The sequence below is a fragment of the Pseudonocardia sp. N23 genome (assembly GCF_002583555.1).
Classification (GTDB): domain Bacteria; phylum Actinomycetota; class Actinomycetes; order Mycobacteriales; family Pseudonocardiaceae; genus Pseudonocardia.
Genome location: NZ_BEGX01000004.1, coordinates 151,080 through 176,510 on the forward strand (window position 1 = coordinate 151,080; position 25,431 = coordinate 176,510).

Sequence of the window (25,431 nt, forward strand, 5' to 3'; positions counted from 1 at the left end):
GTCACGATCAGACGCGAACCGGCACGAACCCGGCACAGCTGGGCGACGACGAGCGGTTTCCCGACGTCGGGGCGCAACCCGATCGGGCGATGCCCGTCTCCCTTTGTATCGGCGGTCGACGTGTCGGCCGCCGGCACGAGAGGAGAACGGTTGTGAGAAAGCGGCACGCGTACGGTGCGGTCGGGCTCGGAGTCGTCACGGTGGCGACGAGTGTGCTGCTCGCCGGCACGGCCTTCGCGGCGAACACCGCACCCGACCCCGCGACGGGCGAGTCGGCCGCGACCACGGCCGTCCGCTCCCAGGCCCTCGTGCCCGGCACCCCGTGCTCGGTCACGGCCAAGGCATGCGTCGACCTCGACTCGCAGCGCGCCTGGCTCATCCAGGACGGCACGGTCACCCGCGGTCCGGTGAACGTCGCCTCCGGCGGCAAGACCGCACCGACGCCGGTGGGGCACGACCTGCACGTCTACCTCAAGGACATCGACCACGTCAGCGGCGAGTCGTTCACCAACGGTGTCGGCGACCCGATGCCCTACTCCGTGTTCTTCGAGGACGGCGGGATCGCCTTCCACGAGGGCAACCCGGAGGCCGCGTCGGGCGGCTGCATCCACCTCGCTGCCGACGACGCCAAGGCGTGGTACGCCTACCTGCAGGTGGGCGACTCCGTGCAGGTAGTCAAGGCGTCGGAGGAGTTCGCGGCCCGCGGCCAGAGCTATGACGGGCCGACATACGGCTTCGGCGGGGTCCGCGCGTGGGAGGCCGAGCAGCGCGGCTCCGGCGACGACGGCTCCGGCGACAACTGACCTGTCGCGGGTCGGCGACGGGGAGCCGCCGGCCCGCGATCACGGCCCGAGCCGCCCGACGAGGTGGAATACCCGGCTGAGCGCCCGGTAGGGGTCCTGCGCCGCGGCCCTGAGCTCGACCTCGGCGACGGCCGCCGCGTCCGTGTCGTCGGGCAGGGTCGACCAGTCGGAGAACAGCCAGACGCCGTACCAGGCCTCAGCGTGTACTGCGTTGGCGCGCAACAGCTCGGTGAGCCCGTCGACGGTGTCGCCCCGGGTCGGGGCGCCGAGCACGCCGACCTCCGAGCCGGCGTCGAACGCGGCCAGCGCATCGGCCCACCGGCCCTCCAGTGCCGGCCGCACCGCGAGGGTCCGGGCGTTGAGCGCCATGATCGACACCACGCCGCCGGGCGCGACGCAGCGGCACACCGCGGCGACCATCGGGCGTGGGTCGTCGAGGTACATGAGGACGCCGTGGCAGAGCACCGCGGCGAACCTCCTCCCCGCGGTCAGGACGTCGGCGCGCTCGCCGGGCCCTTCCACCAGCCGGACCCCGCGACGGACCTCCGCCGGCTCGGCCGCGACCCGCGCCGCCGCGCGGGCCAGCATCTCCGGGGACGAGTCCACGATCGTCACCTCGTACCCGAGGCGGGCCAGTGGGAGCGACTGGTGTCCCGCTCCCCCGCCGACGTCGAGCACCGCGGCAGGCGGCGGCGGGAGGTGGTCGAGGAGCTGGCGGTGCAGGACGTGGGTCCGCACCCGGCCCTTCACCGTGGCGTACGCGCCGTCGACGAACGCGTCCGCGAGCTCCGCCCACGCGTCCTCCGGCACGCCCCGATCCTCGCACCCCGGCGGGCCACCGGCGGAGCGACGTCCGGGACGTCGCGCCGGTGACCGTCACGCGCCGGTTACCTCAGATCGAGCGCGACGCTCGACGTGTGCCCGGTGAAGACCTCCAGGACGAGGTCGAAGTACGTCGGTCCGATGCCGGCGTCGAGCGCCCGTGCAGCTCCAACGTCGTCATCGTGCGCCCCTCTCACCAGCAGGTCCCGGACACCTGCGGGGCCGGCGCCACAGCTCGTGGCACCGGCCCCTCGGGGGTGTGTCTCGGCCCGGTCGTCGGAGCGGCCGTGGTTGGACCCGCTCAGCCGGTGCGGACGAGCGCCGCCAGCTCGGTGAGGATGTCCTGAACCCGTTCCTTGGCGTCGCCGAACAGCATCTGCGTGTTCTCCCGGAAGAACAACGGGTTCTGCACACCCGCGTAGCCGGTGGCCATCGACCGCTTGAACACGATCACATCCTTGGCCTCCCACACCTTCAGCACCGGCATGCCCGCGATGGGGCTGCCCGGGTCCTCCGCCGCCGACGGGTTGACCGTGTCGTTGGCCCCGATGACCAGGACGACGTCGGTCCCGGCGAGATCGTCGTTGATCTCGTCCATCTCCAGCACGATGTCGTAGGGCACCTGCGCCTCGGCCAGCAGCACGTTCATGTGCCCGGGCAGGCGGCCCGCGACCGGGTGCACCCCGAACCGCACCTCCACGCCCGCGTCGCGCAGCTTGCGGGTCAGCTCCGCGACCGGGTACTGCGCCTGCGCGACGGCCATGCCGTAGCCGGGGGTGATGACGACGGAGCGGGCGTCGGCCAGCAGCTCGGCCACACCCGCGGCGTTGACCTCACGGTGCTCGCCCTCGACCGCAGCCGCCGTCGACGACGTCGCCCCGAACCCGCCCGCGATGACGGAGACGAACGACCGGTTCATCGCCTTGCACATGATGTAGGACAGGTAGGCACCCGAGGAACCGACCAACGCCCCGGTGATGATCAGCAGGTCGTTGCCCAGCAGGAAGCCCGACGCCGCCGCGGCCCACCCCGAGTACGAGTTGAGCATCGACACCACGACGGGCATGTCCCCGCCCCCGATCGACGCCACGAGGTGCAACCCGAGCAGCAGCGCCAGCACCGTGAGCACCGCGAGGATCCACAGCGCCGGAGTGATCACGAACCACACCGTGAACGCCGCGAACACCACCAGCGCGCCCAGGTTGAGCACGTTCTTCCCCGGGAGCATGAGCGGCGCCGACTTGATCTTCGCCGACAGCTTCAGGTAGGCGATGATCGAGCCGGTGAACGTGACCGCCCCGATGAACACGCCGATCGCGACCTCGGCGTGGTGGATGCCCAGCAACGACCCGGTCAGCTGCTCCCCGGCCCCGCTCTCGGCTCCGCCTTCCACCTCGAGGTAGCCGTTCCAGCCCACGAGCACGGCCGCGAGACCGACGAAGCTGTGCATGAGCGCGATCAGCTCGGGCATGCCCGTCATCTCGACGACCCGCGCCCGCCACAACCCGATCGCCGCGCCGATGACCAGCGCCACCAGCAGCAGCGCGATCCCGAGGCCCGACGCCGAGCCGAACGCGACGATCGCGGTGGCGACCAGCGCGATCGTCATGCCGGCGATGCCGAACACGACCCCGGAGCGCGACGTCTCGTGCCGGGAGAGCCCGGCGAGACTGACCACGAACAGCAGGGCGGCGATCAGGTACGCCGCCGTCGTCCACGTCTGCATGACTCAGCTCCTCCCCGGGCTTCGCGAGAACATCGACAACATGCGGCGGGTCACCGCGAAGCCACCGACGATGTTGATGGCGGCCAGCAGTGTCGCCGCCGCGGCCAGTCCGAGGACCAGACCACCACCGCCGGTGCCGATCTGCAGGATCGCGCCGACGACGATGATCCCCGAGATCGCGTTGGTCACCGACATCAACGGCGTGTGCAGCGCGTGGTGCACGTTCCCGATCACGTAGAAGCCGATCACGATGGCCAGCACGAACACTGTCAGGTGCCCGGCCAGCTCCGCCGGCGCGAACGCCGTGACCAGGAACAACGCCAGCGCACCGATGATCGGCGGCAGCGCCTTGGCCAGCGGCGAACGCACCTTCTCCGGCTTCTTCTCCACCGGAGCCGCGGCGGCCTGCGCCGCGGCCGGAGCCGCGCTCACCGACACCGCGGGCGGCGGCCACAGCACCTCACCGCCGTGGGCGACGGTCAGCCCGCGCACCACGGTGTCCTCGAGGTCGAGGGTCAGCCGCCCGTCCTTGCCCGGGGTCATCAGCTTGAGCAGGTTCAGCACGTTCGTGCCGTAGAGCTGAGAGGCCTGCGCGGGCAGCCGCGCGGGCAGGTCGGTGTAGCCGATGATCGTCACGCCGTGATCGGTCGTCACGACCTCACCCGCCACCGAACCCTCCACGTTCCCGCCCTGCGCCGCAGCCATGTCCACGAGCACCGACCCGGGACGCATCGACGCCACATCCGCCGCAGTGATCAGCTTCGGCGCCGGACGGCCCGGGATCAACGCTGTCGTGATGATGATGTCGACGTCCGCGGCCTGCTCGGAGTAGATCTCCGCCGCCCGCCGGTCGTAGTCCTCGGACGTGGCCTTCGCGTAGCCGTCGGTGGACGCCTCCTGCTCCACCTCGACCGCCAGGTACTCCCCACCCAGCGACCTGACCTGGTCCGCGACCTCGGCCCGCGGGTCGGTCGCCCGCACGACCGCACCCAGACTGTTCGCCGCGGCGATCGCCGCGAGCCCCGCCACACCAGCCCCCGCGACCAGCACCTTCGCCGGCGGCACCTTGCCCGCCGCCGTGACCTGACCGGTGAAGAACCGGCCGAACGCGTGCGCCGCCTCGATCACCGCCCGGTACCCGGCGATGTTCGCCATCGACGACAACACGTCCATCGACTGGGCCCGCGAGATCCGCGGCACCGCATCCATCGACAGCGCCGTGACGCCCTGACCGGCGAGGGCGGTCACCCGCTCCGCCTCGAACCGGGGCGCCAGCATCGCGACGAGGGCCGAGCCCTCGCGCAGGTTCGCGATCTCCTCGGCCTGCGGCGCGTTGATCATCACCACGACGTCGGCGTCCCAGACGGGGCCCTCGGCCACGTCGGCGCCCGCCTCGGCGTACGCGGAGTCGGCGAAACCGGCGAGCTCACCGGCGCCGGACTGCACGGTCACGTGGTAGCCGAGATCGGCGACCTTGCGGACCGTCTCCGGCGTGAGGGCCACCCGGGTCTCGGACTTCGTCGACTCGGCCACGACTGCGATCCGCATCGGTTCAGGACCCGGGGCCGGTGGGGACTCGGCGTCCTCGGTGGTGTCGCGCATTCACTCTCCTCGATGTGGGCCGCCACGCATTGCGGCCCGCCGACATGGGTCCGCCTCCGCCGAAGGGTTCACGACCGGGCCTCGTGGGCGGCGGACCCTGCGGCGTCGCTGTCCTTGACGAGCCGGTCCTCGGCGTCGCTGCCACCGAGCACCCTAATCTGTCCGGTCCGTTCCGGGACGACGAGCCCGACGTGATCTCGCCGTCTCACAACGCTGTGCCGACGGGCGTCGGCGCAGGTCGGCGTGCCCGGGCCCGGCTGTTCAGGCGGCGACGTGGCTCCCGGACGACACGCTCCCCGGCGTGATCGGCACGGGCAACGATCCGGTCACGAGCCCGGGCCCGGACGTCCGTTCCGCCTGCGGTGCCCGGTCGCCCTCGTCCACACGTTGCGGAACAGCACGCGGACACGACCGACGAGACGACGACCAGGCAGATCCAGTCGAACGCGTCGATGTTCCCCTGCGTGAAGTCGCAGGCCGTCAGCGCGAACCGCTCATCGCCGTGCCCTTCGGTCGACGTCATGGCGGAGGGTGGTGGCGCTGTTCGGTCCCCGACGAGGACCGTGGCTCGTTCGGCCCATCCGGCGTCAGCGGGTACGGCTCCCGGTCAGCAGTCCTGCGGCGGGGAGGGCGGTTTACCCGATCCGGTGAGCCGGTTACCGTCGCGCCGGGGTGCACGAGGCGAGGTGGACGATGGCGGACGACGTCGACGAGCCGGAGTCCGACTCGGCATGGAACTGGCGCGCCCGGCGCGAGACCGCGACCGAACGCCTCGACCGCAACTGGGCGGACCTGCTGCAGGAGCTCCGCGTCGTCCAGACCGGCGTCCAGCTGCTGACCGGCCTGTTGCTGACCGTTCCGTTCCAGCAGCGCTTCGTCGAGCTGTCCTCGGCGCAGCGGATCATCTACCTGGCGGCGCTCGGGCTCTCGGTCACGTCGGCGGCGCTGCTCATCGCCCCGGTCGCGGCCCACCGGCTGCTGTTCCGGCGCCACTCCCGGCTCTTCCTGGTGTCGACCGCGCAGCGCCTCGCCGTCGCCGGCCTCGCGGCACTCGCCCTGGGGGTGACCTGTGTCGTGCTGCTCATCTTCGACGTCGTGCTGGGCACCCTCGGCGGCGTGATCGCCTGTGGCGTCACGGGGGCGCTCTTCGGTGGGCTCTGGCTGGTCCTGCCCCTGCGCCGGCGCCGGCAGACCGACGACACGGACGACGCCGACGCCGATACGACCGGGTCCGACGGCTCGTCGCCGGACCGCACCTAGGCGAACTTCGCTGCCGCGAGGGTTGACGATCCGCTGTCCGGGAACTCGGCCGGGGTGACTGCCAGCGAGACGACAAAGGCCGGCCGGTGAGCCGGCGTCAGGCGCGCGACTACTCCGAGGCCGACCTCGAGGTCCACCCGCCGGAGGACTACGCGGCCGGGCCCCCCGCCGTCGCCGTCTCGATGAAGCGCGGGCTGGAGCGGATGGGCCCCGTCCGCACCGCTCGCACCCTGCTCGAGCTCAACCAGCCCGAGGGCTTCGACTGCATGAGCTGCGCGTGGCCCGACCCTGACCCCGGGCACCGTTCGGTGGCGGAGTTCTGCGAGAACGGCGCCAAGGCCGTCGCCGAGGAGGCCACGAAGGACCGCGCCACCCCGGCCTTCTTCGCCCGTCACAGCCTCGCCGACCTCGACGCGCACTCCGAGTACTGGCTCGGCCAGCAGGGCCGCATCACCCACCCCATGGTGCGCCGGCCCGACGCCACCCACTACGAGCCCATCGGATGGGACGAGGCGTTCCGGCTCATCGCGGGCGAGCTCAACGGCCTGGGCTCCGCCGACGAGGCGTCCTTCTACACCTCCGGCCGGGCGTCGAACGAGGCCGCGTTCGTCTACCAGCTCTTCGCGCGTGCCTTCGGCACCAACAACCTGCCGGACTGCTCCAACATGTGCCACGAGTCGACGTCGATCGCGCTGCAGGAGTCGATCGGCATCGGCAAGGCCAGCGTCACCCTGCCCGACCTGCTCGGCGCCGAGCTCATCGTCATCGCGGGGCAGAACCCCGGTACCAACCACCCCCGCATGCTCACCCAGCTCGAAGAGGCCAAACGCAACGGCGCCCGCATCCTGACGATCAACCCCCTGCACGAGGCCGGGCTGACCAGGTTCAAGAACCCGCAGACCCCGAAGGGCGTCGTCGGCCACGGCACCAAGGTGTCCGACCTGCACCTGCCGATCCGGATCAACGGCGACCTCGCCCTGTTCCAGGCGATCGGCTCACTGCTCGTCGAGTGGGACGCCCTCGACCATGAGTTCCTGGAGCGGCACACCACCGGGTTCGAGGAGTGGCGCACGCACGTCGAGAAGGTCGACTGGAACCTCGTCGCCGCCTCGACCGGCCTGACCCGCGAGCAGATCACCGAGGCCGCGACCCTGCTGGCCCGGTCCCGTAAGACCGTCTTCTGCTGGGCGATGGGGCTGACCCAGCACCGCAACGGCGTCGCCACCATCAAGGAACTCGTCAACCTCGCCCTCGCCCAGGGCAACATCGGCAAGCCCGGCGCCGGACTGTTCCCCGTCCGCGGGCACTCCAACGTCCAGGGCGACCGGACCATGGGCATCTGGGAACGCGCACCGCAGAGCTTCCTCGACTCGCTGGGGAAGGAGTTCGGGTTCACGCCGCCACCCGAGCACGGGTTCGACACCGTCGACAGCATCCGTGCGATGCGCGACGGCAAGGTCAAGGTGTTCGTCGGGCTCGGCGGGAACTTCCTGCAAGCCGCGCCGGACACCGACGTCACCACTGCCGCGCTGCGCAACACCCTGCTCACCGTGCAGATATCCACGAAGCTCAACCGCTCGCACCTGCACGGCGGCCGGACCGCGCTGATCCTGCCGACGCTGGGCCGCACCGAACGCGACGCCCAGCAGTCGGGCCTGCAGTTCGTCACCGTCGAGGACTCCACCTGCTCGGTGCACGCCTCCCGTGGCCCGCTCGCACCCGCGAGCGAACACCTGCGCTCCGAGGTCGCGATCCTCACCGGCATCGCCGAGGCCACCCTCGGCGGCCTGCACGGCATCGACTGGGCCGGGATGCGCGCCGACTACCGGCGCATCCGCGACCACATCTCCCGCGTCGTGCCCGGCTGTGAGAGCTACGAGGTGAACGCCCGCCGCCCCGGCGGGTTCGTCCTCCCCCACCCGCCGCGGGACTCCCGCACCTTCGACACCGAGTCCGGGCTCGCGGAGATGGTCGTGTCGCCGATCGAGGTGCTGCACGTCCCCGATGGACACCTGCTGCTGCAGACGCTACGCAGCCACGACCAGTTCAACACCACGATCTACGGGCTGTCGGACCGCTACCGCGGGATCGAGGGCGGCCGCCGGGTGGTGTTCGCCCACCGCGAGGACATCGCCGCCCTCGGCCACGAACCCGGCGACCACATCGACCTCGTCACCCACTGGGACGGCGACGAGCACGTCCGCTGCGCCCGCGACTTCCGGCTCGTCGCCTACGACGTCCCCCGCGGGACCGTCGCCGCCTACTACCCCGAGACGAACCCGCTGGTCCCGCTCGACCACACCGCGCTGAAGAGCAACCAGCCCGCGTCGAAGTCCGTGATCGTGCGGCTCACGCACCTCGACGCGCACGCCTGCGACCACGCGGGCTCGCAGGCGTCGGTCGGCCACGACAACGCCCACAAGTCCCACCCCAGGGTCCGGCACCTGTCGTGACCGGCACGGCCCGTGCAGTGGTCGCGACTCGTGGTCGGCCAGGCTGATCGTCGATCGTCGATCGTCGATCGTCGACCGCCGGTCGGCGGCAAGGCCGAACCACGCTGTGTGCGATCACGCGCCATGATCCTCGGGGGACCCTCGGCGCCGCCCTCGTCCGCGGCCCGGGTCCCGACGGGGTCGTCGTGGGACACGACCCGATCTCGGTGGTGGTTCCCGCCACCCACCCCGCCGCAGCGTTGGGGTCCGTCCCCCGTCTCTCCTTGGTGCGCGCGTTCAGCTCACCGGAGCCCACGCCGGGCTGATCGATCCCGGACACCCGCCCGGCGCCACCGGCCCGGACGCTGCTCGGCACTCACCCCTGGCGTTCCCAGGTCATCAGGTGCACCTCATGGGCGAAGCTGTAGGTGCCGTCCGCGTCACGGCAACCACGCAGGTAGGCCGCCAGCGGTTCGACACTCTCCATCTGCTCCAGCGAGACGCTGTCGTCGAACGCGCAGCGCTGCAGGAACCCCTGCGCGACAGCGCGGTCGGCGGTGCCGGTGCGGTAGGTCAGCACCTGTACGGCCACGTCGGCACCCGCGGCGCGCAGGGCCTCCGCGACGCCCTCGCCGTCGGTGTACGGGGTGGCGTCCGGGGCGAAGGCCGGGCGGTAGGCCTCGTAGAACTCCAGGTAGTGCGAACGGGCGCCCGCCTGCGCCACCGCGCCGAACCCTCCGGGCCGCACGGCCTCGACCATCCGCGCGACTCCGGCCGCGAGCTCGGCGGGCGGCAGCGCGTAGAGCGCGTGGGTGGCCCACGCGACGTCGTACACCGCGTGCGCGTCGAGATCCTGGAGGACGATCGCGTGTTCGGCGGCGGCGACGAACGGCGGCGCCAGGGCCGAGCGGGCCTCGGTGATGCTGAACGTCGACGGGTCGAGCAGGTCGACCTCGACGACCGGCTCGATCGGCAGCCCGCCTGCGAGCAGAGCGGTGGGGAACCGGCCGCTGCCGCAGGCGACGTCGAGCAGCCGGACGCGTCCGTCGGAGGTGTGGGTGCGCAGGTCTGCGGCCCAGTCACGGGCGGCGACGAGCCGGCGGTAGTCCTCGGTGGCGAGCGTGTAGAACGCGTACATCTCGGCGCGTCCCGCCTCGCTCCAGTGATCGAGGCTGCGTCGGGCGGTGTCGGGGCGGGTCACGGTCCGAGCCAACCACGGTTCGGCCGCGCACGCGCCGACGCCGGTCAGGAGTCCGGCGCCCCCAGCTCACGCTGGATGCCGTCGACGGTCTGCCTGCCGAGCTTCTCGAACTCCAGCTGCATCACCGGTGCGCCCAGCTCGGCGACGCCGTGCAGCTCCACAGTCGCGTCGTGGGTGACGTCCGAGCCAAGGCGCTCGGTCCAGGATCGGCCCTGGCGGTACGCCACGACGGTCGGATACGCGAGCTGAGCGAGGATGAGCAGTCGCTCCACCGCCCCGAGCAGCGCACCGTCGGTGACGAGCTCGACGAAGAACCAGCCCATCAGCACCAGCAGCACGGCCGTCGCGGCGGCACGGAACGGGGGTGCCTCGAACCCGGCGCCGGGCCGTGGCTTCACCGTGAGCGGCCAGAGGGTCAGGGCGATCCAGGCGCAGGCCGCCGCCGACATGTGGATCGTGGAGCTGCCGTGGACCGGCTGCGGCGCAAGGCCGGCCACGGCGACGGCGAGTCCGGCGACCATCAGCAGCGCCCTGCAGGGCGCGACGAGCCCGTCGAGGCGCAGCGCGAGGACGACATAGACGGCGCCGGCGACGACGAGCGGCACCACCATGATCCAGCGATCCGTCGCGCCCCGGCCCGCCAGGACACTGATGGTCTGCGCGGTCCAGTCGTAGGCATCGACCTGTATCGACGCCGACACACTCCACCCCACCGCGAGCAGGACGGGCATCAGCGTCACCAGCACGACGAGCCCGACGCCCATCCTGCGGGTGACCCGTTCGGCGTCGGTGTGCTGGGCCGCGGGAGAGCCGGTACCGCCGGTGCTCGGCTCCGGCACGTCGCGTTGCGCTGTCGACCCGGACATCGACGTCCTCCCCCCACGACCCTGGCGCCGGTCCGTGGCGCCTGCCCATCCAACTCCTACCGTCGGTCGATGTCCTGACTTTTCGCGAGGTCCCACGCCTCGCCTGCGGCCGGGTGAACCGCGGCGGCAGGGCTACTCGAGCCTGTCCAGCACGTCCTGCGACAGCCCGATGATCTCCTCCAACGCCCTGCGCTGCACGGCGACCGCGTCGGCCCCGTAGAGCTGCGGGGCGACCTGGAACTGCCCCACCCGCCGCAGCAGCTCGTGGAGGGCGCGGGTCCGGCGGCCTGACGAAGACGGGGCGGCCGTCGACCCACACCCAGCCCACCCCGTCCGTACTGTCGCCGGCGCGGCGGCCGAGCCGATCATCGGCTGCCGGCATGCGGCAGCGGTCGGTACGCGCAGCTCGGAGGAGACACCATGCCCTCGTTCAACCCCGCGATGCAGAAGGCGACGCTCGCGGAGCTCCCCGACGACCCGCACGGCCTGATCTCGAAGCGGACGGCCGAGCTGGACGGCGTCGCCGTCACCCAGGTGACGTTCCACCGCGGCGCCAGGTGGTCGAACTGCACGTTCGTCGAGTTCTCGCGCGGCAACGACTACTACGCCTGAGGCCCCTCCCCGGCCGGCCGTGTGAGCCGACGGCGTCGCGGACCGCCTGCGCGAACCACCCGGACGAAGTTGACCAGCGCGAACTCCAGCGCGCGGTCGAGGTCGCCGGCGACGCTGCCGTGCGTGATCACCAGTGCGGGCCCGGCTCCCCGGCGGAGGAACCGAGCTCGGTGCCGTCGGCCGAGGTCGTCGTTCCGAGTTCGATGTCGGACACGGGTGCACCCTTCGTCAGTGGGATCGGGGGTCTGAGCCTTCGCGCGGATGCGGGCCGGACGGTCAGGCGGGGGCGCCGTCGAGACGCTCGACGATGTCGGCCCGAAGCGCCTTCTTGTCGATCTTCCCGACCTTGGTGGCGGCGAGCTCCTCGACCACGACGAGGTGTTCGGGCAGTTTGAACCGGGCGACGCCGATCGCGTCCATGGACGCCCGGATCTCGTCGAGGGTGACGGTCGCACCGGGCCGCGGGACGACGTAGAGGCAGACCCGCTCGCCCAGCACCACGTCCGGCATCGCCACCGCGGCGACCTGGGCGACCGACGGCAGCTGGTACACGAGGTTCTCGACCTCCTCGGCGGAGATCTTCTCCCCACCGCGGTTGATCATGTCCTTGTCGCGGCCCTCGACGACCAGGTTGCCGTCGGCGGTCCACCTGCAGATGTCACCGGAGCGGTACCAGCCGTCCTCGGTGAACGCGCGGGCGTTCTGCTCGGCGGCCCGGTAGTAGCCGCGCGGGGTGTAGGGCCCGCGGGTGAGCAGGGACCCGGGCTCGCCCGCCGGTACGTCGTGGTCGAGCTCGTCGACGAGCCGGACCTCGTCGGCCGGGCACATCGGCCGGCCCTGGGTCGTGCAGACGACGTCGTCCGGGTCGTCGAGTCGGGTGACGTTGATCAGGCCCTCGGCCATCCCGAAGACCTGCTGGAGGGTCGCACCGAGCACCGGGGTGACCTTGCGGGCCAGCTCGTCGGCCAGCCGGGCACCCCCGACCTGGAGCACCCGCAGGCTGGCGACCTGCTCCGCCCCGTGCTCGGCGGCATGGTCGAGCCAGCGAGCCGCGACCGCCGGCACCACCGCGGTGTGGGTGACGCCCTCGTCGCGGATCGTCGCGAACGCCCGCTCCGGCTCGGGCGACGGCAGGGTGACGACGCGGCCGCCGGCCAGCAGCGCGCCGAGGACACCCGGGCAGGCGAGCGGGAAGTTGTGGCCGACGGGCAGGCTGACCAGGTAGACGACGTCCGCGCCGACCTCGGCCGCCGCCGCGCTGCACCGCGCGTTGTACAGGTAGTCGTCGTGCGTGCGGGCGATCAGCTTCGGCAGGCCCGTCGTGCCGCCGGAGAGCAGGAAGACCGCGACGGCCCGGCTGTCCGGTGCCAGCGCGTCGAGCCGGGCGCGGTCCGCCGCAGGATCGGTGCCGGGGCCGCACAGTGCCCGCAGGTCGACGCTGTCGGGATAGAGGTCGTCGCCGGCGACGAGGACGTGCCACGCGGCGTCGGTGACCTCGCTCGAGCCCGAGCGGACGTCGCCGGCGAGGTCGTGGGCGAGCTGCTGGTGGTCGAAGTCGCGCATCCGGTCGGGCACCGCGATCGCGGTGGCCTCGGCGTGCCGGGCCAGGTAGGCGAGCTCGGAACGGCGGTGCGCGGGCAGCGCCATGACGGGCACGATCCCGGCGCGCAGGCAGGCCAGGGTGAGCACGACGAACTCCCAGCAGTTGGGGAGTTGCACGACGATGCGCTCCCCCGGCCCCATGCCGAGGTCGAGCAGGCGGGCGGCCGCGGCGTCGGCGCGTTCGGCCAGCTCGCGGTGGGTCAGCCGGAGGCCCGCGGCGGCGTCGAACACGGCCGGGTCGTCCGGGGCCGCATCGGCGGCGTCCCGCAGCGCGGCGCCGAGCGGCACCCCGGCCCAGAAGCCCGCCGCGACGTACTCCGCGGCCACGTCCGCGGGCCATGCCACGGTGTGGTCACTGATCGGTGTGGGCATCGCTGACCTCCCGCGGGACGACGACGGCGTCGAGGGCGACCAGACCGGAGCCGGTCAGTCGCAGAGGGTTGACCTCGATCTCGGCGAGGCCGGGATTGGCGACGAGCAGGTCGCCCAGCGCGGCGGCGATGCGGCCGAGCTCCACCGGGTCGAGCACGGGTCCGCCGCGCCACCCCGCAAGCAGCGGGTGCCCGGCCAGCTCGGTGGGCAGGTCCGCTGCCTCGGTCGTGGACACCGGGGCGAGCCGCAGCGCGACGTCGGCCAGTGCTTCCGCGGTGGTGCCGCCGAGCCCGAGGAGCAGCACCGGGCCGAACACGGGATCGCGGCGGGCCCCGAGCACCAGGTCGACACCGGCCGGCGCCATGGCCTCGACGAGGTAGCGCCCGGCACCGATCGCGTCGAGGGCGTCGAGCGCCGTGTCCAGCTCGGCCGGGTCCCGGATCCCGAGGTGGACGCCACCGATGTCGGTCTTGTGCAGGATCGCCGGGTCGAGGATTTTCGCCGCGACGGGACCGTCCAGCTCCGCCAGCGCGGCGTGGGCCTCGGCCCGGGTCGCACACACCCGGCGTGGGGTGGTCGCGACGCCGATCCTGTCGAGCAGGGACTTCGCCCGGTCCTCGTCGTGGCGACCCCGGACTCCGGTCGGCACCGGGTCGCGGTGCACGTCGTCGGGGCGGGTGGCCCTGGCCCGGGCGTCGGCGAGCAGCGCCGCCGTCGCGGCGGCCACCCCGCGCGGGTCGGTCGCCACCGCGATCCCCGCCGCCAGCAGGTCGCGGCGCTGCCGGACGACGGCGTCGCCGGTCCCGCCGACGCCGAACACGACCGGGACGCCGTCGAGGCGGCCCTGCGCCGCCGCCGCGAGCAGGTCGACGGCGTCGGGCTCGTGCAGCGCGTAGGCGGCGACGACGTCGACCTGCGGGTCGGCGGCGACGGCGTGCAGGACGGCGCCCAGCTCCGGCCCGGGCCGCCCGGTGTCCACGGGGTTGGCCTGGAAGGTGAGCGGCGGCAGCAGTGTCGCCAGTGCGTCGCGGGTCGGCCGGGTCAGTTCCGGTACGTCCACCCCGCGCCCGCGCAGGTCGTCGAGGAGCAGCAGTCCGGGCCCGGCCTGGGCGGTGACCACGCCGACCCCGGCCGAGCGCGCCGGGCGGGCCCTGGTGACGGACAGGGCGCCGACCGCGTCGACGAGCTCGCGTTCGTCGTCGACGACGACAGCGCCGGCCTGGACGAGAGCGGCCCGGGTGGTGCGCCACGAGGTGGCGAGTGCCCCGGTGTGCGAGGCGGCGAAGGCGCCGATGTCGTTGCGGCCCACGACGAGTGCGACGACCGGGCGTTCGACCGACACCCTGCGGACGGCCGCGACGAGCCGGGGGCCGTCGGCGACCGACTCGATGTGCAGGGCGACGGCGGCGGTGGCCGGGTCGGCGACGAGGTGGTCGAGGACGTCGGGTGCCGAGACGTCGACGGCGTTGCCCAGGCCGACGGCGAGGCTGATGCCGTGGCCCGCCTCGGCGAGCAGGAACGCCAGCACGTGGTTGACCCCGCCGCTGGCGGCGACGACGGCGACCCGGCCCGGCCGGACCTGCGCGACACCGGGCACGAAGCTCGCGGTCACCCCGGCGTGCGGGGCGAGGAACCCGCTGGTGTTGGGGCCGAGCAGCCGGATGCCGGTCTCCGCGGCGACGGCCACGAGCGCGTCCTGGTGACCGACCCCGGCACCACCGGCCTCCGCGAACCCGCCGCCGCAGACGACCGCGGCCCCGGCCCCGGCCGCCGCGGCCTCGGCGACGGCCGCGGCGCTCGCCGCGGCCGGGACGCACACCACGGCGAGGTCGACGGGTCCGTCCGCGGTGGCGGCGGCGACGCTCGGGTGCATCGTCTCGTCGCGGGAGTTGACCAGGGCGAGGTGTCCCGCGAACCCGCGCAGCGAACGCGCCATGGTCGCACCCAGCTTGGCCGGGTTGCGGGAGGCGCCGACGACGGCGATCCCCTTGGGCACGAACAGCGCGTCGAGGTCGCCGCGGGTCATGCGGGCACCCCGACCAGGTCCGCGCGACCGGACAGGACGGCGGTCACCGCGCGGTCGCGCAGGGACTCGCCACCGTCGTCACCGCCCTCGTCGTCGACGAGCACCGCGGGCAGCCGGTCGCCGATCCGGGCCTGTTCGCAGACGAGGGTGCGGGTGAGCGGCGTGCCGCCGTGCACGGCGACGAGGACCGGCGCCCGGTCGCCCAGCGCGGCGAGCCGGCGCAGCTCCGCGAACACGGCGGGCAACCCGTCCTCGCCGTCCGGGGCCTCGACTCGGGCGGCCCAACCGCCGGGGCGCGGGGTGTCGGCGATCGGGAGGTCGCCGCCGACGGCCGTCGCCGACACGGTCGTCATCCTGGTCGGGGTCGACCAGCCGGCGTGCGAGAACGGGGTGTCGAGGGGCTCCGCACCGTGGGTGCGCACCCAGCCGCGGTGGCTGGCGTCGACGAAGTCGGGGGCGCGGCGGGCCAGGCGGGCGTCGCCGATGCTGCGGGACAGGAAGTGGTACGCGAACTGCCAGGGCTCGAACTCGTCGTGGTAGCGGCCGAAGTGCTCCCACCAGGACAGGCTCGGCCGGGCGGAGTTCTGGATCCGCTCCACCGACGGCTGGGCCGCCGCCTCGTAGGCGGCCAGGGCCGCGCCGAGGTCGTCGGGCGAGGCGGCGATCGCACGGGCGAGCTCGACCGCGTCCTCCATCGCCATCTTGGTGCCCGAGCCCACCGAGAAGTGCGCGGTGTGCACGGCGTCGCCGAGGAACGCGACGGGCCGCGGGGCGAGGGTGTGCCAGCGCCGGGTGCGGCGGGTGCGGAAGTTGCCCCACCGGGAGTTGTTGGTGAGCAGCGTGGCGCCGTCGATCTGGTCGGCGAACAGCTTCTCCAGGTACGCCTTGCTGACCGGGTCGCTCGCCCCCGGTGGTTGCGTCACGTCGAACTCGTCGAGCCCCGCCCGCCGCCACGACGCCTCGTCGGTCTCGACGATGAAGGTCGAGACCTCGTCGGAGATCGGGTAGCCGTGCACGGCGAACACGCCGTCCGGGCTGCGTTCGTGGACGAAGGTGAGACCGTCGAACAGGTGGTCGGTTCCGAACCAGATGAACTTCGCGTCGGCGGTCTCGACCTCGACGCCCAGGCCGGCCTCCAGTCGCTCCCGGATCCGGGAGCCGGTGCCGTCGGCGGCGACGACGAGGTCGTGGTCGGCCAGGTCGTCGAGGGTGACCTCGGTGGAGAAGCGCAGGTCGGCGCCGACGTCCCGGGCGCGAGCCTGCATGAGCGCGAGCAACGTCCGGCGGGCGACCGCTGCCATGCCGTTGCCGCCGCAGCGGATCCGCTCGCCCTTGAGGCGGACCTCGATGTCGTCCCAGTGCCTGCCGTGCTCGGTCAGGGCCTGGCGCAGCACCGGGTCGGCCTCGTGGATTCCGGCCAGGGTGCGATCGGAGAACACGACCCCGAAGCCGAACGTGTCGTCGGCGCGGTTGCGTTCGAAGACGGTCACTTCGATCGACGGGTCGGCACGGCGCAGCAGGGTGGCGAGGAACAGCCCGCCGGGCCCGCCGCCCGCCACCGCGACCCGCACGTCAGGCCCCCGTGACGAGGACGTTGCGCAGCTCGCCGACGCCCTCGATGCGGGTGACGAGCTGCGATCCCTCGGCCAGGTAGCGCGGAGGTGTGCGGGCGTGCCCGACCCCACCGGGCGTCCCGGTCGCGATGATGTCGCCGGGCACGAGCGTGATGATCTGCGAGATGTAGGCGACGAGGTCGGCCGGGTCGAACACCAGGTCCGACGTGTCGGCCTTCTGCACGACGTCGCCGTCGACCTCGCAGGAGATCTCCCCCGGCTCGGCGTCGGTGACCAGCCACGGCCCGACCGGGGTGCTGCGCTCGAAGGTCTTGCCCTGCAGCCACTCCACCGACCGGTACTGGAAGTCCCGGGCGGTCACGTCGTTGACCACGGTGTACCCGGCGATGGCCGCCGCGGCCTGTCCGGCGTCCGCGTGGCGCACCTCGGCGCCGATGACGACGCCCAGCTCGGCCTCCCAGTCGACCTGCTCCGACCCCGCGGGCAGCTCGACCGGGTCGTGGGCGCCGACCAGGGCGCGGGCGAACTTCGCGAACAGCGCCGGGTACTCCGGCAGCTCGCGGCCCATCTCCAGGATGTGGCTGCGGTAGTTGAGCCCGACGCAGAAGACCTTCTCCGGGCGCGGGACCGGCGGGGCGTAGTCCAGTCCGGTCAGGTCGTGCCGGGGGCCGGACGCCGACTCCGCGGCGGCGTGCCAGTCCGGTCGGGCGAGGAACTCACCCAGGTCGGCGGCACCGAGCTCGACCGCGGCCCCGTCGTCGACGCGGACGGCCACTGTACCGGTGCCGGTGCGGATGGTCGCGAGCTTCACGGACGGTCCTCTCGGGACGTGCGGGCGAGACCGAGGGCCTCGAAGACGGGGGCGTCGGAGTAGGCGAAGGCGTCGAGCCCGTCGGGTCCGGCGTCGAACGCGAGCCCCGCCCACGACGGGACGCAGAACATGTCGCCCGTGCCCACCTCGTAGCGCTCCTCGCCCACGGTCACGACGCCGGCGCCGGTGAAGACCTGCCACACCGACGAGCCCGCCGTGCGGGTCAGGGCCGTCGAGGCTCCCGCCCGCAGCCGGTGCATCTCGCAGCGCATGGTGGAGAGGCAGTCCCCGGCGGTGGCCGGGTTGGTGAACCGCACGGCGGCGTGGCCGGGCTCGACCACCCCGGGGTGGCCCTCGGCCTCGAGCTCCAGCTGCGCGGCCAGCGCGGCGTCGGTGTGCTCCCACCGGTACGCCATGAGCGGTGAGGCCTTCGGGGCGGGCGCGCCGACGGGCGTGAGCCCGGGACGGCCCCACAGCCGCTCGTTGCGCGAGACCTCCGGGGTCGCCGTCGTGGCGAGCACGTCCGGGCCGAACTCGAAGAAACCGGCGTCGATCGTGCGGACGAGCGGGATGTCGAGGCCGTCGATCCAGGCCATCGGACGGTCGGTCGTGTTGTGATGCTCGTGGAAGTGCATCCCGGGAGTGAGGAGCAGGTCCCCGCGACGCATCGCGACGGGGTCGCCCTCCACGTTGGTCCACACGCCTTCGCCCTCGACGACGAACCGGAAGGCCGACTGGACGTGCCGGTGGGCCGGGGCCTCCTCGCGCGGGCCGAGGTACTGGATCGCGGCCCACAGCGTCGGCGTGGCGTACGGGGTGCCGGGCATACCCGGGTTGGCGAGCGCGATCGCGCGCCGCTCGCCACCACGGCCGACCGGGACCAGGGCCCCCGCCCGCTCCGCGAGCGGCAGCAGCGTCGACCAGCGCCACAGGTACGGCACCGAGTCGGGCCGCGGGCTGGTGGGCATGAGCCCACCGATCTGGGTCCACAGCGGCATCATGTGGGCCGCCTCGAAGTTCGCGTACAGCTCGTCGAGCTGCTCCTGCTCCTCCGGCGTGATCTCCGGAACCGTCGCCGTCATGCGGTCGTCTCCTCCATCGTCGCCCGAGGGGTCGCGTGACTGGGTGTCCGTCCGTGACCCGGGCTCCACGCTCCCCGCTGCGCGCACACCACGCCACCGGTGGCGGACGACCCGAACGATACAACATTGTGGCGACGAGCGTCCAGCAATTGAAACTCTTGCGCTCAGCCCGCCCGCTCGCCGGGGAGAGGCACCGTCCCCGTCAGCGCGTCGACGCACTCCTCCGCGGGCCCGCGGAGCAGCCCGTGGGCCTCGAGGAAGACGTCGTGCGCGACCCGGCCGCGCCAGCCCTCGGGGAGCAGCTCCGGCGGCAGGTCGGGATCCCGGAACGGGAACCGCCGGTAGTCGTGGACGAGCCGCATCCGCTCGACCAGCGCGTCCGCACCCCGCAGCTCGCCCGACCGGTAGGCCGCGAGCCTCGGCCGGTACGTCGTCAACAGGTCGGCGTACTCGCGGTCGAGCGCCGCGAGGTCCCACGCGCGGGTGGCGATGTCGCGGTCCTCGGCCGATCCCGTCGAGCGGGACCGGAACACGTCGAGCCGGACGGACCCCTCGTCGGCGAAGGCCTGGGCGACGGCATCGCCGCGGTCGTGCGGGCTCAGCCAGACCGAGGCCGAGAGCGGCCCGAACCCGAACCAGGCCAGCTTCTTGCGCAGCTGCTCGCGCAGCCCGCGCTCTGACTCGGGGACGGAGTAGATGACCATGTGCCACTGCCCGTCCCACGGCCCCCGGGCCCGTTGGAAGATGCGCTCGCGCCCCTCGTCCAGCAGCTCCCAGGCGGCGTCGGTCAGGGCGTAGACGGTCTCGCGCCCATCCTTGCGGCTCGACAGCCAGCCCTCCTTGCGCAGCCGCGCGACGACGACCCGCACCGTCGGCTCGGGCACGTCGAAGCACGCCATCAGAGACACCAGGCTGCGCAGCCGGGCCTCGCCGCCCCGGTAGCGCAGGTAGTCACCGAACAGGTCGAAGACCAGCGACCGCGCCTTCACGACGTCACCTCCCCGGCCGGCCGACTCCGGCCGACACGGGCCTCAGTCTTCCACCCCGCGCGGCGGCCACCGCTCGCGCATACGAGTCGGCGCTCCCACGACCGGCAGACGTTCGACACATCCGATCCCGGTGATGTGCCGCGACGGCCGTGCACGATCCGTCGCACGTCACGAGGTCACGTCTGCAGCGCGCCGACCTCCGCGGCGAGCGTTCCGAGCTCGTCGTCCCACCCCGCGGCCGACGGCCGGATCGGGCGCAGCACGAACTTCGAGAAGCCCTGCTCGATGAAGCCCTCCAGCACCCGCCGCACCGCGGCCGGGCCGACCGGCAGCAGGTCGGTGGGGTCGACGTCGCGACCCCCGGTCCGCGCCGCCAGCGCGGCGAGCTGGGCGTCGTCGGGCGCGGTCACGGCGTAGCCGATGCTCATCCCGAAATGCTCGGGGTCGATCTCCCGGCCGGCGGCGTCCGCCGCGGCGTTGATCGCCGTGCGCGCCGCCAGGGCTTCGGCCACGGTGCAGAACGCACCGAGCCAGCCGTCCGCGAACCGCCCGCACCGGCGCAGCGAAGCGGGCGCGAGTCCTGCGAGCCACGGCTCCAGCGGGTCCTGCGCCGGCCGCGGCAGCACCCGCACGCCGTCGACCTCCTCCCCCGCCCACCAGCGCCGCAGCATCGGCAGCACCTCGTCCATGACGGCGCCGCGATCACCGACCGGCACCCCGACCGCCTGCCCCTCGGCACCCCGGGGCAGCCCGGGGACGAGCGTGAGCAGCAGCCGGCCGCCGGTCAGGTGGTCGAGCGTCGCCAGGGACTTGGCCAGCCGGACCGGGTTGCGGCCCGGCAGGACGATCGTGGCGCCCAGCCTCCGGGACGGGTTCAGGTGCGCCACCGACGCCAGGGCCACCAGCGGGTCCGGGCCGGACGAGGTGAGCACCTCCGACATCCACAGCGAGTCGAAGCCGTGCGCGTCGATGGCCGCCATGGCCCCGGCGAGGCCGTCGGAACCGACAGCGGCCTGGCCCAACCCGATCCCGATGCGCACCTTCACCCCCTCATCCTGCCCCGCGAATGCGACCGGTGAGAGTCGAGCGGGCGTCGGGAGGGTCAGGCCGCGGGTGCCCGAAGCGGGTTGACGGCGGCCCGGGCCGCCACGCCGATCGCCGCGTCGGCGCGCGGGACGGTCGCGTCGCTGCGCGCGGCGTGGGTGAACACCGCCACCGCGACGGGATGTTCCCCCGGGTAGGTCACCACCCCGATCTCGTTGCGCACCGCACCGATCGTGCCGGTCTTTCCGGCGACGGCGGCGGTGCCGGGGAACCCGGTCCGCATCCGGTGCGGTGCGACCTGGGCGGTCAGGACGCGTCGCGCGAACGCCGTGCCCGCGGCGGAGGCGAGCTCGCCGCGCCACAGCAGGGTGAGCAGCCGCGTGCTGTCGGCGGCCGTGGTCGAGGAGCCGAACGCGGGGCTGAGCAGCCGGACCGGCACCGGGACGTCGTTGTCGGTGAGCACCGCGAAGGCCGCGGCGACGTCGTCGGCGCCGGTGTCGGCGACCAGCTCTGCGTAGGCGTCGGCCGTGCCGCCGCGCACCCGGGTGCCGGGCAGACCCAGCTCGGTCGGGAGCGCCGCGACGCGGTCCCGGCCCACACGCGCGTGCACGACGTCGGCGGCGGCGTTGTCCGACACCGTGATCATCGACCTCGTGAGGTCGCGCCAGGACATCGTCACCGGGTCGGTCAGCGCGGAGATGCCCGTCGGGCCGGGCGTGCGGGGCCCCGGTTCGACGGTGACCTGCTCACGCGGGTCGAGGTCACCGGCGTCGACGGCCCGGCAGAACGCGACGAGCACGAGCACCTTGTAGACCGACCCCATCACGACGGGTACGTCCGCGCCGACGTCGATCTCGCGCTCGCTCCAGCGCGACCCGTCCCCGCTGACGGGCCGGGCGTGCAGCCACCCCCGCACCCCCGCGTCCCGGAAGGCGGCGCGGACCTCGGCCCGGGCGCCCGCCAGGTCGGTCACCTCACCTCCCGCAGCGTGTCGGCGAGGACGTCGACGACGCCCGGCGGGGCGCCGTCGTGGTGCACGACGCGGACCCGGAATGCAAGGGGCGCACCGGCCGGGGCCCTGCGGACCACGCCGTCGGCGCCCAGGTCGGGGTCGGGGGTGAGGGCGAACGCCGTCCCCGTCGCGACGAGCGTCAGCGCCGCCGCGGGATCGTCGGCCTCCGCCGCACGCACGGGCCGTCCCCGGGTCTCCAGGGTGTCGAGCAGGAGGTCGTGCGCAGCGGGTGCGTGCGAACGCGGCGCCGTCGCGAGGTCGAGGTCGCGCAACGCGCGCAGCGCCACCGGGCCGTCGCCCGCAGCGGCCGGGTGGGCCGCGGGCAGCAGCACGGCCGTCGGCAGCGCGACGACCGGGCCGGCCCGAGCGGACTCCAGCACGACCGGATGCGCGACGACCGCGACGTCGAGCGTGCCGACCGACACCGCGTCCACCAGCGTGACAGTGGAACCGCTGGTCAGCGCGACCCGCCTGGCCGCGGCTCGGCCCGCCCGGGTGGCCAGCCGGGCGGCGACGCGCGGCCCGAGGCCGGCGACGACGCCGATCCGCAGCAGCTGCGCGGCCTCCGCCTGACGACGCGCGGCTGCCGCGAGCGCGTCGGCGTCGTCGAGCAGCGCGCGGGCGCGCGGGAGGAGGTCCCGCCCGGCGCCGGTGAGGCTCACCCCGCCGGGCCCGCGGTCGAACAGCCGGACGCCGAGGCGGGTCTCGAGCCGTCGCACCCCCTGCGACAGCGGCGGCTGGGCGATCGTGAGGCGACGCGCGGCGTTGCCGAAGTGCCGTTCCTCGGCGACCGTCACGAAGAAGGCCAGGTGTCGGAGCAGGTCCATGCCCGCGTCCACCTCCGTCGATATCTATCGAGTATCACACGCCGACGTCGATCATATTTGAGGTATCGCGGTCGAATCTGATGGTGTGCGGTCGTGTCGTTGACCCGTCGCTCTCTCCTGCTCACCGGTGCCGCCTCGGCGGGTGCGTTCCTCGTGGGCTGCGCCGCGCCGCCCATCGCGACGCCGCCCGATCCCGTCGTGCCGCTCGCGCCTGACCCGGTCCCCGCGGTCGACGCGCTGGAACGGCGGTACACCCGCCGCATCGGTGTCCACGCCGTCGAGACCCGGACCGGAGCCGCCGTCGCGCACCGGGGTACCGAGCGCTTCCTCATGTGTTCGACCGTCAAGGCACTGATGGCCGCGTTCGTGCTGCACATGTCGACGACGGACCCGGGGCTGCTCGACCGCCGCGTACGCGTCACCCGTGCCGACGTCCTGGCCTACGCACCGATCACCGGAACGCACGTCGGCAGCGGCATGACGGTCGCCGAGCTCTGCCGGGCCGCCGTGACGGTCTCGGACAACACCGCCTACAACCTGCTGCTGCGCCAGACCGGAGGTCCGGGCGCGCTGACGGCCTTCGTGCGCGGCCTCGGCGACGACGTCACCCGCGCCGACCGCACCGAGACCACCCTGAACACCCCGGACGGTGAGCTGGACACGACCACTCCGGCAGCGATGGCGACGACGTTGCGCACCCTCGCCACCACCCCGGCCCTGACACCGGCCGCGCGGGACCGGTGGCTCGCGTGGATGCGCGCGAACACCACCGGCGACGCCCAGATCCGCGCGGGTGTGCCGGCGGGCTGGTCGGTCGCCGACAAGACGGGCAGCGGGGACGGCGGCACGAAGAACGACGTCGGCATCCTGGTGCCGCCGTCGGCTGCCCCGATCGTGCTGACCGTCTTCACGGTGCCCGAACATCCCGACGACGGGCTCGGCGAGCAGGCCGTCGCCGCCACGACCCGGGCCGCCGTCGACGCGCTCACGGCCGCCCGATGAGGGCTCGCCTCACCGCCGCGGCGGTCTGCCTGGCCCTCGCGCTCGGAGTGTCCGCATGCGAGACGCGGCCGACCGATCCCGACAACGTGGCCGCCGCGTTCGTCGCCGCCCTGGCCGCGCACGACATGCCCGCCGCCGCCGCGCTGACCGACGACCCCGGCCCTGCCGCCGCCGACCTCCCCCGGATCGTCGACGGCCTGGGCCCCGCACGGCTCGCCACCCACGTCGGACAGTCCCGCGCCGACAGCTTCCGCTACACCGCCGACTGGGACCTCGGCGCCGGCCGCACCTGGACCTACCGCGTCGAGGTGCCGCTGGTCCGCACCCCGGACGGCGCGCGGGTGCACTGGTCGCCGGCCGTCGTGCACCCGGCGCTCGTCCCCGGCGAGGCCCTGGAGCTGCGCGGCATCGGCGCGGCGCGCACCCGCGTGCTCGACGCGACCGGGCTGCCGCTGATGGCGGAGACGACGGTGACGGTCGTCCGGCTGGACCCCGCGGCCGCCGCGACCTCCGCACCCGCGACCGCGGACGCGCTCGCGCCCCTGCGTCTCGACATCACCGCCGACGGACTGCAGGACGCCGCCCGTCGCGCCGGGACCGACGCCGTCACGGTCGTCGCGCTGCGCGATGACGACTACGCCCGCGTCGCCGACGCGCTGAAGGCCGTCCCCGGCATCACGGTCTCGCCGCAGAGCAGGCTGCTCGCCGTCCCCGGCCTCGACTCGCCCGTGCTCACGCCCGCGCTGGCCGACGCCACGCAGGGTGCGCGAGGCTGGCAGGTCGCCCTCGTCGACGGGCAGGACAGGTTCGTCAGGCAGCTGGCGGGACAGGCCCCAGGGCCTGCCGACGACGTGGCGCTGACGCTGGACCGGCGCCGCCAGGTCGCGGCGCAGCGCGCCGTCGCGACGGTCACCGCGCCGGCCGCGCTGGTGGCGCTGCAGCCCTCGACCGGAGCCGTGCTCGCCGTCGCGCAGAACGACGCCGCCGACGCCTCCGGACCGGTCGCCCTCTCCGGGCTCTACCCGCCCGGCTCCACCTTCAAGACCGTGACAGCGGTCGCGGCGCTGCAGGCGAAGGCCGTCACCGTCGACACGGTGCTGCCGTGCCCGGGGAGCGAGAACATCCTCGGCCGCCAGATCCCCAACGACGACCAGTTCGACCTCGGGAACGTGCCGCTGCACACCGCCTACGCGCAGTCGTGCAACACGACCTTCGCCCGGGTGGGCTCGGGCCTGCCCCGCGACGCACTGCCGCACGGGGCCGCGGAGCTGGGCCTCGGGTCCGACTGGGACGTCCCCGGCATCACGACCGTCACCGGCACCGTGCCCGAACCGCAGTCCGACGCCGAGCAGGTCGAGGACTCGATCGGGCAGGGCCGTGTCGTCGCCAGCCCGTTCGGGATGGCGCTCGTCGCCGCGACCGTCGCCGCGGGCCATGTGCCGACACCACAGCTCATCGTCGGCCGGCCAGGCGTCGCGAAGAGCCCGCCGCCACCGCCGCTGCCCGGCGACGTCCGGGACGACCTGGCCACGATGATGAGGGAGACCGTCACCTCCGGATCGGCGAAGCGGCTGCGCACGCTGCCTGGGGTGAGCGGCAAGACCGGCACCGCCCAGTTCGGCGACGGCCGCTCCGCGCACGGCTGGTTCATCGGGACGACGACCGACGATCTCGCGTTCGCGGTGCTCGTCGTCGGCGCCGGCAGCTCGACGCCCGCGGTCGGCGTGGCCGCGGCGTTCCTCGGTGAACCGGGATGACGAGGACCG

General features: G+C 73.6%; 20 protein-coding genes. 6 read left to right on the forward strand and 14 right to left on the reverse strand.

The annotated features are described in order from the left end of the window. Positions 1-152 precede the first annotated feature (152 nt). Positions 153-803 carry a L,D-transpeptidase gene (locus tag TOK_RS02605; RefSeq protein ID WP_098956142.1) on the forward strand — a complete coding sequence of 217 codons (651 nt, stop codon included), beginning with the start codon at positions 153-155 and terminating at the stop codon, positions 801-803. Positions 804-842: 39 nt separating this feature from the next. On the opposite strand, the gene TOK_RS02610 is transcribed toward TOK_RS02605, so the two are convergent. The 3 genes from TOK_RS02610 to TOK_RS02620 form a co-directional block, all read right to left on the reverse strand. Then, positions 843-1,613 carry a methyltransferase domain-containing protein gene (locus tag TOK_RS02610; protein ID WP_098956143.1) on the reverse strand — a complete coding sequence of 257 codons (771 nt, stop codon included), beginning with the start codon at positions 1,611-1,613 and terminating at the stop codon, positions 843-845. A 313-nt stretch (positions 1,614-1,926) separates the two neighbouring features. Continuing rightward, positions 1,927-3,351, reverse strand: a complete 1,425-nt coding sequence (gene pntB / locus TOK_RS02615; protein ID WP_098956144.1) for a Re/Si-specific NAD(P)(+) transhydrogenase subunit beta — start codon at positions 3,349-3,351, stop codon at positions 1,927-1,929. Between the two features lie 3 nt (positions 3,352-3,354). Beyond that, positions 3,355-4,899: a Re/Si-specific NAD(P)(+) transhydrogenase subunit alpha gene (locus TOK_RS02620; RefSeq protein WP_098956264.1), complete on the reverse strand. Its 1,545-nt coding sequence runs from the start codon at positions 4,897-4,899 to the stop codon at positions 3,355-3,357. A gap of 747 nt (positions 4,900-5,646) precedes the next feature. On the opposite strand from TOK_RS02620, the gene TOK_RS02625 reads away from it, so the two are divergent. Then, a complete protein-coding gene (locus tag TOK_RS02625) occupies positions 5,647-6,213 on the forward strand; it encodes a DUF6328 family protein (RefSeq protein ID WP_098956265.1) in 567 nt (188 codons plus the stop codon). 86 nt (positions 6,214-6,299) lie between these two features. After that, a complete protein-coding gene (locus TOK_RS02630) occupies positions 6,300-8,666 on the forward strand; it encodes an FdhF/YdeP family oxidoreductase (protein ID WP_098956145.1) in 2,367 nt (788 codons plus the stop codon). A 355-nt stretch (positions 8,667-9,021) separates the two neighbouring features. On the opposite strand, the gene TOK_RS02635 is transcribed toward TOK_RS02630, so the two are convergent. Further along, a complete protein-coding gene (locus TOK_RS02635) occupies positions 9,022-9,846 on the reverse strand; it encodes a class I SAM-dependent methyltransferase (protein WP_098956146.1) in 825 nt (274 codons plus the stop codon). 44 nt (positions 9,847-9,890) lie between these two features. After that, entirely contained in the window at positions 9,891-10,712 is an 822-nt protein-coding gene (locus TOK_RS02640) for a DUF998 domain-containing protein (RefSeq protein ID WP_098956147.1), read from the reverse strand. 420 nt (positions 10,713-11,132) lie between these two features. Here TOK_RS02640 and TOK_RS02650 point away from each other — a divergent pair, with 420 nt between their 5' ends. After that, entirely contained in the window at positions 11,133-11,324 is a 192-nt protein-coding gene (locus TOK_RS02650; protein ID WP_098956149.1) for a hypothetical protein, read from the forward strand. A 276-nt stretch (positions 11,325-11,600) separates the two neighbouring features. Here the strand turns inward: TOK_RS02650 and TOK_RS02655 are convergent, their stop codons facing one another. The 9 genes from TOK_RS02655 to TOK_RS02695 form a co-directional block, all read right to left on the reverse strand. Further along, complete coding sequence (locus TOK_RS02655; protein WP_098956150.1) at positions 11,601-13,298, reverse strand: (2,3-dihydroxybenzoyl)adenylate synthase; 1,698 nt, start codon at positions 13,296-13,298, stop codon at positions 11,601-11,603. Beyond that, on the reverse strand, positions 13,279-15,324 hold the full coding sequence (locus TOK_RS02660; protein WP_098956151.1) for an acetate--CoA ligase family protein: 2,046 nt from the start codon (positions 15,322-15,324) through the stop codon (positions 13,279-13,281). The genes TOK_RS02655 and TOK_RS02660 overlap by 20 nt, the downstream gene beginning before the upstream one ends. Next, on the reverse strand, positions 15,321-16,895 hold the full coding sequence (locus TOK_RS02665) for an FAD-dependent monooxygenase (protein ID WP_098956152.1): 1,575 nt from the start codon (positions 16,893-16,895) through the stop codon (positions 15,321-15,323). The genes TOK_RS02660 and TOK_RS02665 overlap by 4 nt, the downstream gene beginning before the upstream one ends. Position 16,896: 1 nt before the next feature. Continuing rightward, positions 16,897-17,709: a fumarylacetoacetate hydrolase family protein gene (locus tag TOK_RS02670; protein WP_098956153.1), complete on the reverse strand. Its 813-nt coding sequence runs from the start codon at positions 17,707-17,709 to the stop codon at positions 16,897-16,899. Further along, positions 17,706-18,791, reverse strand: a complete 1,086-nt coding sequence (locus TOK_RS02675) for a cupin domain-containing protein (protein WP_098956154.1) — start codon at positions 18,789-18,791, stop codon at positions 17,706-17,708. Before TOK_RS02675 ends, TOK_RS02670 begins: the two co-directional genes overlap by 4 nt. 164 nt (positions 18,792-18,955) lie before the next feature. Then, entirely contained in the window at positions 18,956-19,780 is an 825-nt protein-coding gene (locus TOK_RS02680; RefSeq protein WP_098956155.1) for a PaaX family transcriptional regulator C-terminal domain-containing protein, read from the reverse strand. Between the two features lie 176 nt (positions 19,781-19,956). Beyond that, on the reverse strand, positions 19,957-20,826 hold the full coding sequence (locus tag TOK_RS02685; protein WP_098956156.1) for an LLM class flavin-dependent oxidoreductase: 870 nt from the start codon (positions 20,824-20,826) through the stop codon (positions 19,957-19,959). Positions 20,827-20,882: 56 nt separating this feature from the next. Next, on the reverse strand, positions 20,883-21,797 hold the full coding sequence (locus TOK_RS02690) for a serine hydrolase (protein ID WP_253258137.1): 915 nt from the start codon (positions 21,795-21,797) through the stop codon (positions 20,883-20,885). Then, positions 21,794-22,663: a LysR family transcriptional regulator gene (locus TOK_RS02695; RefSeq protein WP_098956267.1), complete on the reverse strand. Its 870-nt coding sequence runs from the start codon at positions 22,661-22,663 to the stop codon at positions 21,794-21,796. The genes TOK_RS02690 and TOK_RS02695 overlap by 4 nt, the downstream gene beginning before the upstream one ends. A gap of 93 nt (positions 22,664-22,756) precedes the next feature. Between TOK_RS02695 and bla the strand changes: the two genes are divergently transcribed. Then, a complete protein-coding gene (bla, locus tag TOK_RS02700) occupies positions 22,757-23,665 on the forward strand; it encodes a class A beta-lactamase (protein ID WP_098956157.1) in 909 nt (302 codons plus the stop codon). Then, positions 23,662-25,422: a penicillin-binding transpeptidase domain-containing protein gene (locus TOK_RS02705; RefSeq protein WP_098956158.1), complete on the forward strand. Its 1,761-nt coding sequence runs from the start codon at positions 23,662-23,664 to the stop codon at positions 25,420-25,422. Before bla ends, TOK_RS02705 begins: the two co-directional genes overlap by 4 nt. Positions 25,423-25,431: the final 9 nt, after the last annotated feature.

Bases quoted from the DNA above. Each gene is read 5' to 3' on its own strand.
- pntB (WP_098956144.1), bottom strand. From the start codon at position 3,351: ATGCAGACGTGGACGACGGCGGCGTACCTGATCGCCGCCCTGCTGTTC.
- TOK_RS02705 (WP_098956158.1), top strand. From the start codon at position 23,662: ATGAGGGCTCGCCTCACCGCCGCGGCGGTCTGCCTGGCCCTCGCGCTC.
- TOK_RS02660 (WP_098956151.1), bottom strand. From the start codon at position 15,324: ATGACCCGCGGCGACCTCGACGCGCTGTTCGTGCCCAAGGGGATCGCC.
- TOK_RS02620 (WP_098956264.1), bottom strand. From the start codon at position 4,899: ATGCGGATCGCAGTCGTGGCCGAGTCGACGAAGTCCGAGACCCGGGTG.
- TOK_RS02640 (WP_098956147.1), bottom strand. From the start codon at position 10,712: ATGTCCGGGTCGACAGCGCAACGCGACGTGCCGGAGCCGAGCACCGGC.
- TOK_RS02625 (WP_098956265.1), top strand. From the start codon at position 5,647: ATGGCGGACGACGTCGACGAGCCGGAGTCCGACTCGGCATGGAACTGG.
- TOK_RS02650 (WP_098956149.1), top strand. From the start codon at position 11,133: ATGCCCTCGTTCAACCCCGCGATGCAGAAGGCGACGCTCGCGGAGCTC.
- TOK_RS02675 (WP_098956154.1), bottom strand. From the start codon at position 18,791: ATGACGGCGACGGTTCCGGAGATCACGCCGGAGGAGCAGGAGCAGCTC.
- TOK_RS02655 (WP_098956150.1), bottom strand. From the start codon at position 13,298: ATGCCCACACCGATCAGTGACCACACCGTGGCATGGCCCGCGGACGTG.
- TOK_RS02695 (WP_098956267.1), bottom strand. From the start codon at position 22,663: ATGGACCTGCTCCGACACCTGGCCTTCTTCGTGACGGTCGCCGAGGAA.